This is a genomic window from Thermaerobacter sp. FW80 (assembly GCF_004634385.1).
GTDB lineage: Bacteria > Bacillota > Sulfobacillia > Thermaerobacterales > Thermaerobacteraceae > Thermaerobacter > Thermaerobacter composti.
The window spans coordinates 2,776,678-2,790,549 of sequence record NZ_CP037895.1; the positions used below are offsets into that span (position 1 = coordinate 2,776,678).

Below are 13,872 nucleotides of genomic sequence, written 5' to 3' on the forward strand. Positions count from 1 at the left end.
AACCTTGCGCGGAACCAGCCCCTACGGCGGTAACAGGAAGCGGGGTGGACGCCACTGCCGCGCCGTCTCCCAACGTGGCACCGCGCCCCCACACCTCAACCACGGCCGCCCGGTTGCGCGCCGCGGGCGAAGGCATAGCACGCCTGCAGGATGGTCCACACGACCTCCAGCTCATCGTCGTCCCGGGGACCGTAGACCATCATCGCCGTGGGCGGCAGCCAGCCCCGGCGGGCAACCGGATGCAACTCGCCCCAACCCTTGGCGACCACCACGCGGGCCGTGGCTTCAGGCAGCATGAGATGCAGGCTCCCGTCGTAGGGCGGGTGCAGGTGGGCGAACTCCCGGCCGATCATGAACGCCTCCGGTGGCCCCGCCGCCAGCTCCTCATCGAGGATGAAGGCCCGGGCTCCCGGAACGGAAATCCCGCTAGGCCCCACGCGCACCCCGGGCAGAGCCCGGGCCCGCTCAAACAGCGCCTCCTGCAGCCGGGGGGGAGCGTTCTGGTCCAGCTGCTGGTGGGGGTTCGCCGGGGTGGTCCGGGGCCGTGGACCCCGTCGTTCGGGCAAGGAATCGATTGCCGGCATGGATACCGCCATCACCAGGCCCCCTTGTCCATGCCTACTCCACCTCGATACAGGTGACCGGAGAGGGCAAGCCCGCGATCCGGCGAGAGCCCTCTCCGGTGGCTGCGGTTCGGCCCCTACGGGCCGGTCTAGCGGCAGCACCTACAGGTCGATCCAGCGGCAGGGCGGGCCCCTGCCGGAAGGTTACTGCCCCGGCCCGGCCGGTTCTTCCGTGCTTCCCGGCTGCCCGGGGTGCAGGTCCAGCGCCCGCCAGATGGCCGACCAGAGATAGTCCTCCGGCACCGCGCCCTCGAATGAGACACGGTCGTTGATCACCGTCTTGGGCACGGCGAATACCTGGTACTGCTGGGCCAGCTGCGGGTAGGAGGTGGCCTCCACGGCTTCGGCGGTCACCAGCGGGCTCTGCATGGCCAGGTTGATCGCGGAGCGCACGGCCCGCGGGCAATGCGGTCAGGTGGGGGTGAAGAAGACCCGCAGGTGAACGGGCCGGCCCGCCTCGCCAAGCAGGGCCAGAGCTTCGGCCTGGTGACCGGCCTGGCTCCCCGCCCCGCCGGCAGCGGGTGCGTCGCCCCCGGCACCTTCACCGCCGGCGGGCACTGGCGCCGAGGCCTCGATCAGCGCTTCGACCAGCGTCGCGAACTCGTAGCCGAGGGGCGGTCCGACGAACCGCACCCGGCCGCCGGCCCGGCCGTGGATCACCACCGTGGGCGGCCGCTCGACGCCCAGTTCCCTCGCCCGCTGGCTCTCCCGGTCGATGTCCCTGACCTGGAGGCGGATCGAAGGATGAAGCTGGGCCAGCTCCTTCATCAGCTCGACCGTTTCCTCGCAGCCGGGACACTCGCGGCCGGGAACGAACAGCCGCATGTCACGGGTGAAGACCTCCACATCGACGGGGCCCGCCAGGTCCTGGAGCCGTTCCTGCAGCACCTTCCGGTCTTGCTCGCGAATCAGCGCCATGCCATCGCCTCCGCTGCGGGGGCCAGCCCGAGCCCCGTCCCTGTCGGCGACGGGGCTCGTAGCCGGGTGTTTGCTTCCCCCGGCACGGCCCACCTTTCCACCAAGGACACCGGCGCATGTGGGCGCCGTCATGGCCGCGGCCGCCCGCACCTTCTTGTGACTCCCGCGCGTGACTTCCAGCCCCAGCATAGCCTGGGCGCGGAGGCGGCTCAAGGCACCACCGGCACCGGGGAGGCGACCGCGACCCGGGCCCGGGAGTGCGCCCGGCTGCAACCGGATCCGCTACACGGTCAAGGTTGGTGCAGGCGCCGATCCGGCGGGTACATGGCGTTCCGGTCGAGGGGCGTGTCGAGGTCGTCAGCTCCCATGACACGCCGGCCTGATTGACGCAACAGAATGACTCGCAGCCGTCCTGTGGAGTCCAGGCGGCCCCCACCTCGCACCTGTGGTGGGGACCTAGCTGTGTGGGTCGAACCGCCCGCCCCGTCTTGACCTTCGAGTGGGCTCAAGGGTGTACATTGGCGGCGAGGTGGTTCCCATGGCGACGCTCCACGTCCGGGTCGGGGGCATGCATTGCTCCCTCTGCACCCGGTCGATCCAGCAGGCGCTGCGCCGCCTGGACGGCGTCGACGACGCCCGCGTCAGCCTGGCCCACGAAGAGGTCCTCGTGCGCTACGATCCCGTTCGGGTGCCGGTGGCGACCCTCACGGACACCTTGCGCGACCTGGGTTTTACCGTACGCGATCCCGATCGCAGCGACGTGTTCGCCGAGGAAGAACGAGAGCTGGCGCGAGCCCGGCGCATCGCGGCCGCCACGGGCAGCCTGGTCATCGCGGCGACGGCGCTCATGGTCGCGAGCCGCTGGGGTCAAGTCTCTCCCGACCTTCATGCTGTGATCCCGGGGGCCCAGGCGGTGCTCGCCCTGCTGGCTTCCATAGGCCCGGCGCGCTTCGTGTACCGCAACGCGTGGCAGTCGCTGCGGCGGCGGATCCTCAACCAGGACGTGCTGGCGGCCGCGGCGGCCCTGGCCGGACTCGTTGGCGGAGTCGCCGGGCTGGCCGACCCGCGCTTGCCGGGCGGTGCCTTCTTCGCCGCCACCACCTACATCCTGGCCTTCCACGCCGTGGGGGGTTACGCCTCGGTCCTGGTCCACGTGCGGGCGTCCCAGTCGGTCCGCCGGCTGCTGTCGCTACAGCCCGCAACGGCCCGGCGCCTGGATGAACGCGGCAACGAGGAAGAGGTGCCGGTGGACGAACTCCGCCCGGGGGACCGGGTGCGCATCCGGCCGGGGGAGCGGATCCCGGTCGACGGGCGCATCCTCCACGGTTCCACGGCCGTTGACGAACGCCTGGTCACCGGCGAGCCGGTCCCCCGCGACTGCCGGCCAGGCGACGAAGTCGTCGGGGGCTCCATCAACCTGACAGGCGGGATCGAGGTGGAGGTGACCCGCACCGGCGACGAGTCGTTCCTGCACCGGGTAGCGCGCCAGGTGGCCGAAGCCCGAGCTATGAAGCCGGGGATCCTGCGCCTGGTGGACCGGGTGCTCCTGGTCTACGTGCCGGTGATCTTCGCCCTGGCCGCCGCTGGCACGCTGTTCTGGCTGCTCGTACCGTGGCTGGCCGGCGGGCGACCGGACGGGGTACGGGCCACCTATACCGCCCTAGGCGTGCTGGTCATGGGGTATCCGTGTGCCCTGGGCATGGCGACGCCCCTGGCCATCGTCCGGGCGAGCGGCGAGGCCGCGGCCCGCGGAATCCTCATGCGCTCCGGCGAGGCCTTTCAGGTCTTCCGCCTAGTGGACACGGTGGTGTTCGACAAGACGGGAACCTTGACGGAAGGCAAACCCCAGGTGGTGGCCGTGGCGGCGGCGAAGGGGTTCATGCTGGTCCAACCCGGAGCTTCCGCACCGGGTGACCCGGAAGCGCAGGTGCTCACCCTGGCCGCTGCCGCCGAACGCCTCTCCGAGCATCCTTTGGGCCGGGCCATCGTCGACGCCGCCACCGGGCGGGGGTCGGAACTCCCCGAGGCCGAAGCCCTCCGGGCCGAACCGGGGCGGGGCATCGTCGCCCGGGTGGACGGACACCAGATCCTGGTCGGCAACCAGCGACTTCTGCATGAGCAAGGGATCCGGCAGGATGAAGCCATGGCGCGTTGGGTGGACCACCAGCACGAGCTCGGGCGCACCGTGGTGTACGTGGCCGTCGACGGACAGCTGGCCGGCGCCATCGCCCTGGCCGACCGGCCGAGGGAAGACGCGGCTGCGGCGGTTGCGGCCCTGCGCCGACAGGGACTGCAGACCGTCATTGCCAGCGGTGACCACGAAGGCGCCGTGGCCGCAACGGCCCGCGAGCTCGGTGTCGACGCCTTCCACGCCCGCCTCCTGCCGGAAGACAAGCGCCGGCTCGTCCTGCAACTGCAACGAGAGGGCCGGAAGGTGGCCTTCGTCGGTGACGGGATCAACGACGCCCCGTCCCTGATGCAGGCTGACGTGGGCATCGCCGTCGGGGCGGGAACGGACATCGCCATCGAATCGGCCGACGTCGTGCTCCCAGCGCGCCGCCTCCCCGCCGTCGCGGAGGCTCGCGCCCTGGCGACGGCCAGCTACGGGCTGACCTTGCGCAATGTGCTGCTGGCACTGGCCGTGAACGCGACCGGCGTGCTCGCCTCGCTCTCGGGCCGCGTTCATCCGATGTGGGCGATGCTGGCCATGGCGGTATCGCTGACACTGGTTTTGGGCCACACCCTGGCCACCCGGTTGCCCGTGACAGCGGAAAGTACCGACGCGAGCGAGGTGAGGCAGTGATGCTGCGCATTGGCGAAGCGGCGCGGCAGGCAGGGGTCTCGCCGCATGCGTTGCGTTATTATGAATCCCTTGGCCTGATCCGCTGCCGGCGAAGCGGTTCCGGTTACCGCTTGTACGACCGGGAAACCCTGGAACGGGTGCGCTTCATCCGGCGAGCGGCGCAGCTGGGTTTCACCCTCGAGGAGATCGCGCAGATCTTGCAGCTCCGTGACGAGGGCCGGGCCCCCTGTAGCCAGGTGGTGGCGTGGCTGGATGAGAAGATCGAACACTTGAACGCGCAGATCCGCATCCTCACCGGGCTTCGTGCAGAACTCGTCGCCCTGCGGTCCCAGGCGCCAGCCGTGCCGGCGGATCCCTCCGGCTATTCCTCGGGCTATTGTGCCCTTCTTGAGGGACGGGCTGGCCCGATCCCGGCAGCCGCAACCAGGCCGAGCGACCATGGGCGGGCCCGGAGCCCATCGCGGGCGCACCCCCTCAGGCGGAGGCACGGCAGGCAGGAGGGCAGGTGAGGTACGGAGCCGCCCCTCCTGCCCCCTGCACCGCACCGTGGCCGGCCCTTCTACCGCAATGTGCCCGTCTCACCGGGGTGGAGGTTCGGCCGCAGGACGACGAACCGGCCCTGGTATTCCGCCGCGACGGCTTCCGCCACGTCCACACCTTGCAGCGCGTAGATGGGCGTCCCTGCGTCAAGGAAGTTGGAATCGCCGTCTTGTACGTCCTGCTCGTGGTCCAACTTGCGCTCGACACGGGCGATGACGCCGGCCAGCCGGTCCTCCGTGACCGGCGGCTCGTCGCTTAACAGGTAGATGGTGCCCTGGATCTTGACCAGAGGGCCGATCCAGTTGGCGCTCGAAACCGCCGCCGCCCCATCCTCCCCTGCGCCCTGGCCTGCACCCGGCGATACCGAACCGACTCGCTCGCCGCCACCGGCTTGGGCTCCGCCACACCCTGCAAGAGCTAGGGTAAGGGCGAAAACACCCAGCACGATGCCGGCCATCGCATACCGGCGGCCTCGCTCTGGCGGCAAGTGTCGCCGCCCGTGGCACCACGTACGCATACGCTCACCTCCCAGGCTCCCGGCAGGGCGCCGCCTTCCTGAAGCAAGGTACAGGCCGCGGGCCGCGCCGGCGCATCACTGCCCTCTCGACGTACATCCAGGGCGAAGAGTTCCCGCCGCCGGTCCTGGTTGACGCAATGAGGTTAATGAGTCATAGTTACATTGAAATATTTAAATATGTTGGGGTGGCATCATGACACACCTCGGAGTACCCCACACCAAACCGCAAGCGGAAGAGTCTGAACAACGCCAGCTGGAGATCCGTGCCAAATTCTTCGATGGCCTGGCCAACCCAACGCGGCTTCGCATCGTTGAGCTGTTGCTCGATCGCGGTGAACTGAACGTCAGCCAGCTGGTCGAGGCGACGGGCGTTTCCCAGGGTCAGGTTTCCAATCAGCTGGCATGCCTCAAATGGTGCGGTTACGTGACATCGCGGTCGGAGGGCCGCTACGTCTACTACCGGGTCACGGACCCTCGCATCCGGACGCTGGTCGAACTGGCCCGGCAGATCGTGGCGGATAACGCCGAGCAAATCCGCGCGTGCACCCACCTGAGCCTCTCCGTGGATCGGGAGGGTTACTAATGGCACCTAACCGCAGACGGCAGCTTAGACCTCAAGGGTCGCTGGCGACCGCCGGTTTGAACCCGGGCTCTACCATAAACCGCAAACCGCCTTGCAAACCGCCTTGCCGGCGCCGCTCCCGTGGCGTGGCACACGGGGTGGATGCGGCGCCGGCGCCAGACCGTTGCCTGGGCGGTCGGACAGGAGGAAGGTCACATTGTCACCCTTGAAGCCGGGCCGCTACCACCTCGCGATTGAGGGCATGACCTGTGCACACTGCGCTACCAGGGTCCAGCGGGCTCTGGAACAGGCCGGGGCACGGGCTGTGGAAGCCGACTTCCGGCGCGGTGAGGCGGTCTTCGACCTGCCGCAACCTGCCGATGCGGAAGACCTGCGCGCTGCGGTCCGGGAAGCCGGGTACGAGCCCGGGGCTTTAAAGTCGCTGGAGCCCCAGCCGGCATCGGGGGGTGGTCCTGCGCAGGTGGTCCCAGCCCCGGGGGGTGGTCTGCCGGTTCAAACCCCTCCCGCTCCCCATGTCCCGGCCACGGCGGTCCCTGCCACTGCCGGGGTCACGACCGCCGCCGGAGCGAACCCTGGTGAGGCGTACGATCTGGTCATCGTCGGCTCCGGGTCGGCGGCCTTCGCCGCGGCCATCGAGGCCACGCAAGCCGGCGCCCGGGTGGCCATGGTCGAACGAGGGGTGGTGGGGGGAACCTGCGTCAACATCGGCTGCGTGCCGTCCAAGACCCTTTTGCGGGCCGCGGAGGTCTACTTCCGCGCCCGGCACCACCCCTTCGCCGGCATCGCCACCCAGGCCGGTCCGGTCGACCTGCCGCTGCTCATCGGTCAGAAGAACGAGCTGGTCTCGCGGCTGCGGTACGAGAAGTACGAATGCCTTGTCGGTACGTACGGCTTCGATCTGGTGCGCGGGGAAGGCCGGTTTGTCGACGCCCACATCCTTGAGGTCGTCGATCCGGCCAGCGGCTCGGTGACCCATACCCTCCGGGCGAAGGCGTTTCTCATCGCCACCGGCGCCTCCCCGGCCATCCCCGAGGTGCCGGGGCTCGAGGCCGTCGACTTCCTCACCAGCACCTCCGCCCTCAACTTGCGACGGCTGCCCGAGAGCGTGGCCGTCATCGGCGCAGGGTACATCGCCCTGGAGCTGGGCCAGTTCTTCCGGCACCTGGGCGCTCGGGTGACCATCATGCAGCGCAGCCCCGAGCTCCTGAAAACGTACGACCCGGAGATCCGGGACACCGTGCGCCGCATGCTGGACGAACACGGCATCGAGGTGCTGACAGGGGTTCGCTACCTCGGGGTCGATCAGGCGGGCGGGATGAAACGGGTACGGCTGGAGGTCGCGGGGGCCGAACGAGCCGTCGAGGCGGAGGCCCTGCTGGTTGCCACGGGCCGGCGCCCCAACACCGCGGCACTTCAGCTCGACAAGGCTGGCGTCCGCACCGGGTCCCGCGGCGAGGTGGTGGTCGATGACCAGCTGCGGACCAGCGTCCCCCACATCTTCGCGGCCGGCGACGTGACCATGGGGCCCCAGTTCGTCTATGTGGCCGCCTACCAGGGGGCCCTGGCTGCCCGGAACGCCGTCCGCGGCGCGGGCGAGCGGGTCGATCTCCGTGCCGTCCCGCGGGTCACCTTCACCACCCCGGCCATTGCCAGCGTCGGCCTGACGGAAGAACAGGCCCGGGCCGCCGGCCGGCCGGTGCGGGTGTCGGTCCTCCCGCTGGACGCCGTGCCGCGGGCCCTGGCCAATCGCGAGACCACCGGGGTATTCAAGCTTGTCGCCGACGCCGGCACCGGCCGGCTGCTGGGCGCCCACGTCGTCGCGGAGAATGCCGGCGACGTGATCTATGCCGCCACCCTGGCCGTGAAGTTCGGGCTGACGGTCGAAGACCTGCGCTCGACCCTGGCGCCGTATCTGACCATGGCCGAGGGGTTGAAGCTGGCGGCCCTGGGCTTCGAAACCGACGTATCCCGGCTTTCCTGTTGTGCAGGATAGGGGGGGCATACAGACGCCCCCCCTTGGGGCACCGTCCCCCATCACTTCGTCGCCGCCGCACCGCCGCTCGTCATGGCGTTGTGGTGGGCCTGGCAAAGGCGGATCATCTCGTCGTACGACATGTTCATCATGGTCTGGTGCATCGCGTCCATGCCGGCCACAGCCGTGGGTCCCTGGGACGCACCGGCTGTCGCGGCCGCCAGGGTCGGATGGTGAGCGGCACGCAGATCCGCCGGCGCTGCCGCCCCATTGGCTTCCCGCGGTCCGGCATTGCCGGTCGCGGCAAAGACGGCGGAATACACGCCCAGCACGAGAACCAGCCCCCACAGCAGCGCCCAACCTCTCCTCACCACGCGCTTCATCCCCTGCACCTCCTGTTGCTGGTGCCTGTCGCTGGTACCGGCCGTTTCGCGGCGGGCCAGCCGTTCCGGAGCAGCCCGGCCTTCCCGGCGTGGAAGGCCGGGACAGGTTGGCGGGGCCCTGCTGTGCCGGCCCCGGCCCACCGTCACCGTAACACGCCCCTGTGGAAGTCGCGTGCCGGCCGCGGGGAGAATCGGTGGAGGGATGGAACGCGCTCTTCATGCTTTCTGCATAGATTCTGCACCCGGGTCGCACACGCGGGCGGTACACTGGCCCTGGGAGGCGGGCCGGATCGCGGCGGGGTATCCGGCGTACCCGGCCGGTTCGCCGGGCAGGCGGGTGACGCCGGAACCCTGGCGAGTCGCAACGGCGCTGGATCCCCGGCGACCGGGAACGGAAGGGCGGATCGACCGGTGCGTCCAAAGCCGCTGTTCCTCAGCCTGTGGGCCTTCGGCGCGGGCTTGAGCCTGCTGACCGCCCTGGTCCTCGGCTTCGTGTTCATCCCCCTGGCCGCCCAGGCCGGTCCGGCCGGTCGTGGCGGGGAGGCGGTGCTGCGGACCGTCATGGTGGTCATGGTCCTGGCTTCGGCCGGTGCCCTGTCCGTGGCCACCGGCCTCGCCTGGTTGATCTCCCGCCGGCTGGCCCGGCCCCTGGAACGGCTGGGCCAGGCCGCCCGAACCATTGCCCGGCAGCCCCTGGGCTACGTGGTCCAGCTTCCGCCGGCCCCATACCGGGAGGTCGCGGATCTGGCCCGGGCCCTGGAGACCCTGTCGGCCGAACTGGCCCGGGAACAGGCCCAGAAGGACGCCTTCCTGGCGGCGGTGGCCCACGAGTTGCGCACGCCCCTGACCTACCTCCAGGGTTACGCCCGGTCGTTGCTTGACGGCATGGTGGCCGACCCGGAGGCCGTGCGCGACCACCTGACGGTCATCGACCGGGAGGCCCGGCGGTTGGGGCGGATGGTCGGGGATCTGCTGGATCGGGAAGCCCTGGCCTCGGGGCGCGTCTCCCTGCGTACCGGACCGGTCGACCTGGCCGTCCTGGCGGGCGAGGCCGTTGAGGATGCGGCCCCGGCCGCCCGGGAAAAGGGCGTGGACCTCGAGCTGGAGGTGCACCCGCCCGTGCCTGCCGTGCAGGCCGACGCCGACCGGCTGCGCCAGGTGCTGTGGAACCTGCTCGACAACGCGGTGGCCCATACCCCATCCGGCGGCCGGGTCTGGGTGGAGGTCTGCCGCACTGGGCAAACGGTCGAGGTGACGGTCCACGACACGGGCACCGGGTTCGACCCCGCGGAGAGCGAGAACATCTGGCGCCCGTTCTACCGCGTGGACAGGCATTCCGGAGGCCCCCGGCCCCCAGGGCGGCGGGGTTACGGCCTCGGGCTGGCCACGGTGCGGCAGGTCATTGAAGCCCATGGCGGTACGGTCCATGCCGACGGCCGGCCCGGGCAGGGCGCCTCGGTGGGCTTTCGCCTGCCAGTGATGCTGCCGGCCGGCGTTCCGGCCACAACGGCGCCGGCCGCCCGGCCGGGGAGGGCGATCCCCGGTGCTGCGGGCGATGGCGGTGATGGGGTCCTCCCCGCGGACGAACCCGGCCGCCGGGCGGCGCCCGGTCGCCGGCCACCCACCGCCGTGCAGCAGCCGGCCCCTCGGCCGCTGCCACCGGCCGGGGACAGTACCTGGGCCAGCGGCGAGTCCCTGGTCGCCGTGCTCCTGGTGGTCGTGGGCGTTTTAGCGCTGGCAACGGCCTCGCTCCTGCCCCGGCTGGTATCCCTGGCGGGGGCCAGAGGCTCTGCGGACCTGTTGATCATCGCCCTGACGGGAGCCGTCAGCACCGTCCTGCTGGCGGGTATCATCGCCCTCTTATACAGGGCCTGGATGGGAGGCCGGTCGACATGATGATGCATCCCGGGTGGAGCAACGGCTGGGGCCTGTGGGGGATGTGGCTGGCCATGGTGGCCTTCTGGCTCGTGCCGCTGGTGGTGGTTGCCGGCATCTTCTGGCTCTTCCTGGGACGGGACCGCCATCGTGGGGACCGGGGGTCCGAGCCAGCGGTTTTCGACGAGAACCGCCGGGCCCTCGCCATCCTCAAGGAACGGTACGCCCGGGGGGAGATCAGCCGCGAGGAGTTCGAACGGATCAAGGACGACATCACGAAATCGTAGGTGGCACAGGTCGCTCAGGTTGCGTAGGTCGCTCGCTCTTCGGATGGCGCCTTCGCGATGCGTTCGGGCTGCCGGCCCGGCGGGTGGCGGCCACGAGGACCGCCCCCGCCGCGGCACCGGCGTGGACGTCCTGGGGAGGTCACCCGGGAAATGGGGACGGGAGACCACCGCCACAATACCGGTGATGCACCGCCACCGGAGCGCCCGCCCGGCCAGGATGCCCCGGCCGTGCTGGTGGTCGACGACGAGGCAGAGATCCGGCGCCTGCTCCGGCTGTACCTGGAACGGGCCGGGTTCGGCGTGATGGAGGCCGGCGATGGTACGTCCGCCCTGGCGGCTTTCGATGCGGCCGGACGGCAAGGCCGCCCCGTGGCGGCGGTGGTGCTCGACCTGATGCTGCCCGGCATGGACGGGTGGGAGGTCTGCGAACGGCTCCGGGAACGCAGCCCGGTGCCCATCCTCATGCTTACCGCCCGCGGTGAGATCCACGAGCGGCTGCACGGCTTCCACCTGGGGGCCGACGACTATGTGGTCAAACCCTTCGACCCGCGGGAGATCGTGGCCCGCGTCCGGGCCCTCATCCGCCGCGGGATGCCGGTTGCCGAGGCGACCCGGGCCCCGGGGGCCGAACCGGCCCTTGAACTCGGCCGGCTGGTCATCGACCCCGGCGCCCGCACGGTGACGGTCGACGGGCAACCCGTCCCGCTGACCCGCACCGAGTTCGACCTTCTCTACGTCCTGGCCCGCCACCGCGGCCAGACGCTGGGCCGCCAGCAGATCCTGGACCGCCTGCGGGGCGGCGACTATTTCGGCGACGAGCGGGTCGTCGACAGCCACGTTCGCAACCTGCGAGAGAAGCTGGAGCCCTTCGGGCTGCGCCACCTCATCGCCACCGTCTGGGGCGTGGGGTACCGCTTTGATGGTTAGGGCGATTGCAGCGCCCGGCCCCGCAGGCCCTTACGCCGAGCCCAGCCGCTGTCGCAGCACATGCCGTTGCAGCTTGCCGCTGGCGGTGCGCGGCAGGGGTTCGGAGGTGAAGAGGACCCGGCGGGGTACCTTGTACCGCGCCAGCCGCTCGGCGCAGAAGCGCAAGAGAGCCTCTTCCGTCACCGGAGACGGGTGCCGGGCCGGATCAGGGGCCGGGAGCCCGTACCGGCTCGGTTGCGCAGCCAGGACGGGGGCTGAGGCGCGGCTCCGCTCCGGGTCCCGGGCAGGGGCCGCAGGAGCCGAAGTGCGGTCCGGTCGCACCCCTGGGGCCGGGGTCGAGATGCGGCCCGGTTCCGCTTCCGGGGCAGGGACTGGGGTTCGTCCCGGTTGCACCTCCCGGACAGGGGCTGGAGTGCGACCCGCTTCCGGGACCGCGTGCCTCCCGGAGCCAAGGCCCGCGTCCGGTGCGGCATCCAGGTGGGGTTCACGGAGCCGCACCACCGCCACCGGCACCTGCCCCCACTCCGGATCCGGCACCCCGACCACCCCGGCCTCCTCCACCGCCGGGTGGGCCAGCAGCACCGCCTCCACCTCCGCCGGGTAGACGTTCTCGCCGCCGGAGATGATCAGGTCGTCGCGGCGGTCGGCGACGTACAGGTACCCCTCCTCGTCCAGGTAGCCCAGGTCGCCGGTGTGGAACCAGCCCTCCCGCCAGGCGCGGCCGGTCGCATCGGGCCGGCGGTGGTACCCCGGGCTGACCGTGGGACCCTGCACCGCGATCTCCCCCACCTGGCCGGGCGGCAGGTCGCGCCCGCGTTCGTCCACGATGCGCAGCCGGTTGAAGAACAGCGGCTTGCCGGCCGAGCCCAGCTTGCGCAGGGCGTCGGCCGGCGCCAGGGTGGCGAACTGGGAGGCCGTCTCCGTCATGCCGTAGGTCTGCACCACCGGGGTGCCGCGGGCGGCACAGGCCTCCAGCAGCGGCCGCGGGGCCGGCCCGCCCCCCAGGAGCACGCAGCGCAGGTGCTCGGGATACGGCCGGGGGCCGCGCTCGTCCAGCATGCGCTGGAGCATGGTGGCCACCACGGAGATCACCGTCACCCGGTGCCGCTCGATGGACGCGTTGACCGCCGCCGGGTCGAACCGCCGGTGCAGCACCATGGGGATCCCGTAGATCGCCGACCGGAAGACGATGGACAGCCCGCTGACGTGGAAGAGGGGCACGCAGCAGAGCCAGCGGTCGTCCCGGTGCAGGCCCAGGTTCAGGGCCGACTGGACGGCGCTCCAGAAGTGGTTGCCGTAGGTCAGGACGGCGCCCTTGGGCCGGCCCGTGGTCCCCGAGGTGTAGATGATGCAGTGGGGTGCCGCCAGGTCGATGGCGGCGCGAAGCCCCGCGGTCGAGGCGGGGGACGGCACCGCGGCAGAAGCCGGGACCGCGGCGGCCCCGGTGTCCCCGGTGGAAGGTGGGGCCGTGGGACCGGCGGAAGTCGTGGTAGCACCCCCGGCGGAAGCCATGGCGCAAGGGGCTTGGACCGGTCCCTGGGTCGCCGCCCCCGCCATCAGCAAATCGCTGGCTAGGCCGGCCAGGGAGAGAAGGCAAGGCCACCCCTTCGCGTGGGACGGTACGGGGGTAGCTGGCGCCGGCGCACGACCGGGTTGGCCTGCGGCTTCAGCCGCCGGTGGCATCGCCGGTGCTGGCGAGGGCGGGATGGCCGGTCCGACCGCCACTGCCGACTTCGGGGCAGGAAGGGTCGCCGCCACAGCCGCCGCGGTCTCCCCGAACCCCTGGCCGTAGATCAGCCAGTCGGCGCCGCTGTCGGCCACCTGCCAGGCCAGTTCGGCCGGCGTCAGGCGCACGTTGAGGGGAACCAGCACGGCGCCCGCCCGAATCAGGGCGTGGATCAGCACGACGTATCCGGGCTCGTTGGCCGCCAGCACCGCGACGGTCTGGCCCGGCCGGACACCGGCTGCCCGGAGCCGCTCGGCCAGCGCCGTCGCCGCGGCGTCCAGCTCCGCGAAGGTCCAGCAGCGTTCGTCACGCGTGGAGGATGGGTCGCCGGCCACCAGCAAAGCCAGGCCGTCGGGCTGCAGCTCCGCCTGGCGGTGAAGCCAGTCGGGCATCGGCCCGGTCCATGCCCAGGCAGCCGGCCCCCCGGCCGTCCCGGGTCGACCCGGCCGATCGTGCTCCGGCCGTCCCGCCTGATCGGAAAGGGGGGGTTGGGGCGCGGTCACGTTTCCTCCTCCACCTGGCCTGGTCGGCGTCGTCGCCGGGCAGCCGTCACGTTCCGCTGTGCGCACCACCACCATCATAGACGACCATCGCGGCGGCACGACGGCCCTCCGCCGAACGATCCGGGTGCCCGGTCCGATCCTCCGCACCCGATGATGCGGATGGGCATGGTGGTGGGGAGAGGGGTTGGCGGAATTCATGCGAATGTTCCCCGACG

At 71.1% G+C, this 13,872-nt stretch carries 12 protein-coding genes; 7 read left to right on the forward strand and 5 right to left on the reverse strand.

What is annotated here, in order from left to right:
- Positions 1 to 95 precede the first annotated feature (95 nt).
- Both E1B22_RS11465 and E1B22_RS11470 read right to left on the reverse strand, forming a co-directional pair.
- Entirely contained in the window at positions 96 to 584 is a 489-nt protein-coding gene (locus tag E1B22_RS11465) for a luciferase family protein (protein WP_156821845.1), read from the reverse strand.
- A gap of 183 nt (positions 585 to 767) precedes the next feature.
- Positions 768 to 1,541, reverse strand: coding sequence for a thioredoxin family protein (locus tag E1B22_RS11470; RefSeq protein WP_135225752.1), 774 nt, complete (start codon positions 1,539 to 1,541; stop codon positions 768 to 770).
- Between the two features lie 538 nt (positions 1,542 to 2,079).
- Here E1B22_RS11470 and E1B22_RS11475 point away from each other — a divergent pair.
- Positions 2,080 to 4,344, forward strand: a complete 2,265-nt coding sequence (locus E1B22_RS11475; RefSeq protein ID WP_135225753.1) for a cation-translocating P-type ATPase — start codon at positions 2,080 to 2,082, stop codon at positions 4,342 to 4,344.
- Entirely contained in the window at positions 4,344 to 4,853 is a 510-nt protein-coding gene (locus tag E1B22_RS11480) for a heavy metal-responsive transcriptional regulator (RefSeq protein WP_135225754.1), read from the forward strand. Before E1B22_RS11475 ends, E1B22_RS11480 begins: the two co-directional genes overlap by 1 nt.
- A gap of 50 nt (positions 4,854 to 4,903) precedes the next feature.
- On the opposite strand, the gene E1B22_RS11485 is transcribed toward E1B22_RS11480, so the two are convergent.
- Positions 4,904 to 5,401: a hypothetical protein gene (locus E1B22_RS11485; RefSeq protein WP_135225755.1), complete on the reverse strand. Its 498-nt coding sequence runs from the start codon at positions 5,399 to 5,401 to the stop codon at positions 4,904 to 4,906.
- Positions 5,402 to 5,594: 193 nt separating this feature from the next.
- Between E1B22_RS11485 and E1B22_RS11490 the strand changes: the two genes are divergently transcribed.
- A complete protein-coding gene (locus tag E1B22_RS11490) occupies positions 5,595 to 5,984 on the forward strand; it encodes a helix-turn-helix transcriptional regulator (RefSeq protein WP_135225756.1) in 390 nt (129 codons plus the stop codon).
- Between the two features lie 196 nt (positions 5,985 to 6,180).
- Positions 6,181 to 7,977: a mercury(II) reductase gene (gene merA, locus E1B22_RS11495; RefSeq protein WP_135225757.1), complete on the forward strand. Its 1,797-nt coding sequence runs from the start codon at positions 6,181 to 6,183 to the stop codon at positions 7,975 to 7,977.
- A gap of 41 nt (positions 7,978 to 8,018) precedes the next feature.
- Here the strand turns inward: merA and E1B22_RS11500 are convergent, their stop codons facing one another.
- On the reverse strand, positions 8,019 to 8,339 hold the full coding sequence (locus E1B22_RS11500) for a hypothetical protein (protein WP_135225758.1): 321 nt from the start codon (positions 8,337 to 8,339) through the stop codon (positions 8,019 to 8,021).
- A 411-nt stretch (positions 8,340 to 8,750) separates the two neighbouring features.
- Here E1B22_RS11500 and E1B22_RS11505 point away from each other — a divergent pair, with 411 nt between their 5' ends.
- The 3 genes from E1B22_RS11505 (at position 8,751) to E1B22_RS11515 (ending at position 11,428) form a co-directional block, all read left to right on the forward strand.
- On the forward strand, positions 8,751 to 10,235 hold the full coding sequence (locus tag E1B22_RS11505; protein WP_243123411.1) for a HAMP domain-containing sensor histidine kinase: 1,485 nt from the start codon (positions 8,751 to 8,753) through the stop codon (positions 10,233 to 10,235).
- The gene (locus E1B22_RS11510) at positions 10,232 to 10,501 is read left to right on the forward strand and encodes an SHOCT domain-containing protein (protein WP_135225759.1); all 270 of its coding nucleotides are present in this window, start codon (positions 10,232 to 10,234) and stop codon (positions 10,499 to 10,501) included. Before E1B22_RS11505 ends, E1B22_RS11510 begins: the two co-directional genes overlap by 4 nt.
- 150 nt (positions 10,502 to 10,651) lie before the next feature.
- Positions 10,652 to 11,428 (forward strand): response regulator transcription factor, encoded by a 777-nt coding sequence (locus E1B22_RS11515; protein ID WP_135225760.1) that lies wholly within the window; start codon positions 10,652 to 10,654, stop codon positions 11,426 to 11,428.
- 30 nt (positions 11,429 to 11,458) lie between these two features.
- Here E1B22_RS11515 and menE read toward each other — a convergent pair whose 3' ends face one another.
- Positions 11,459 to 13,546: an o-succinylbenzoate--CoA ligase gene (gene menE, locus E1B22_RS11520; RefSeq protein ID WP_135225761.1), complete on the reverse strand. Its 2,088-nt coding sequence runs from the start codon at positions 13,544 to 13,546 to the stop codon at positions 11,459 to 11,461.
- Positions 13,547 to 13,872: the final 326 nt, after the last annotated feature.

What these genes read in the sequence shown, in the direction of transcription:
- E1B22_RS11465 (WP_156821845.1), bottom strand. Translation starts at nt 584, where the DNA reads ATGCCGGCAATCGATTCCTTGCCCGAACGACGGGGTCCACGGCCCCGG.
- E1B22_RS11475 (WP_135225753.1), top strand. Translation starts at nt 2,080, where the DNA reads ATGGCGACGCTCCACGTCCGGGTCGGGGGCATGCATTGCTCCCTCTGC.
- E1B22_RS11480 (WP_135225754.1), top strand. Translation starts at nt 4,344, where the DNA reads ATGCTGCGCATTGGCGAAGCGGCGCGGCAGGCAGGGGTCTCGCCGCAT.
- E1B22_RS11485 (WP_135225755.1), bottom strand. Translation starts at nt 5,401, where the DNA reads ATGCGTACGTGGTGCCACGGGCGGCGACACTTGCCGCCAGAGCGAGGC.
- E1B22_RS11490 (WP_135225756.1), top strand. Translation starts at nt 5,595, where the DNA reads ATGACACACCTCGGAGTACCCCACACCAAACCGCAAGCGGAAGAGTCT.
- E1B22_RS11500 (WP_135225758.1), bottom strand. Translation starts at nt 8,339, where the DNA reads ATGAAGCGCGTGGTGAGGAGAGGTTGGGCGCTGCTGTGGGGGCTGGTT.
- E1B22_RS11510 (WP_135225759.1), top strand. Translation starts at nt 10,232, where the DNA reads ATGATGATGCATCCCGGGTGGAGCAACGGCTGGGGCCTGTGGGGGATG.
- E1B22_RS11515 (WP_135225760.1), top strand. Translation starts at nt 10,652, where the DNA reads ATGGGGACGGGAGACCACCGCCACAATACCGGTGATGCACCGCCACCG.
- menE (WP_135225761.1), bottom strand. Translation starts at nt 13,546, where the DNA reads ATGCCCGACTGGCTTCACCGCCAGGCGGAGCTGCAGCCCGACGGCCTG.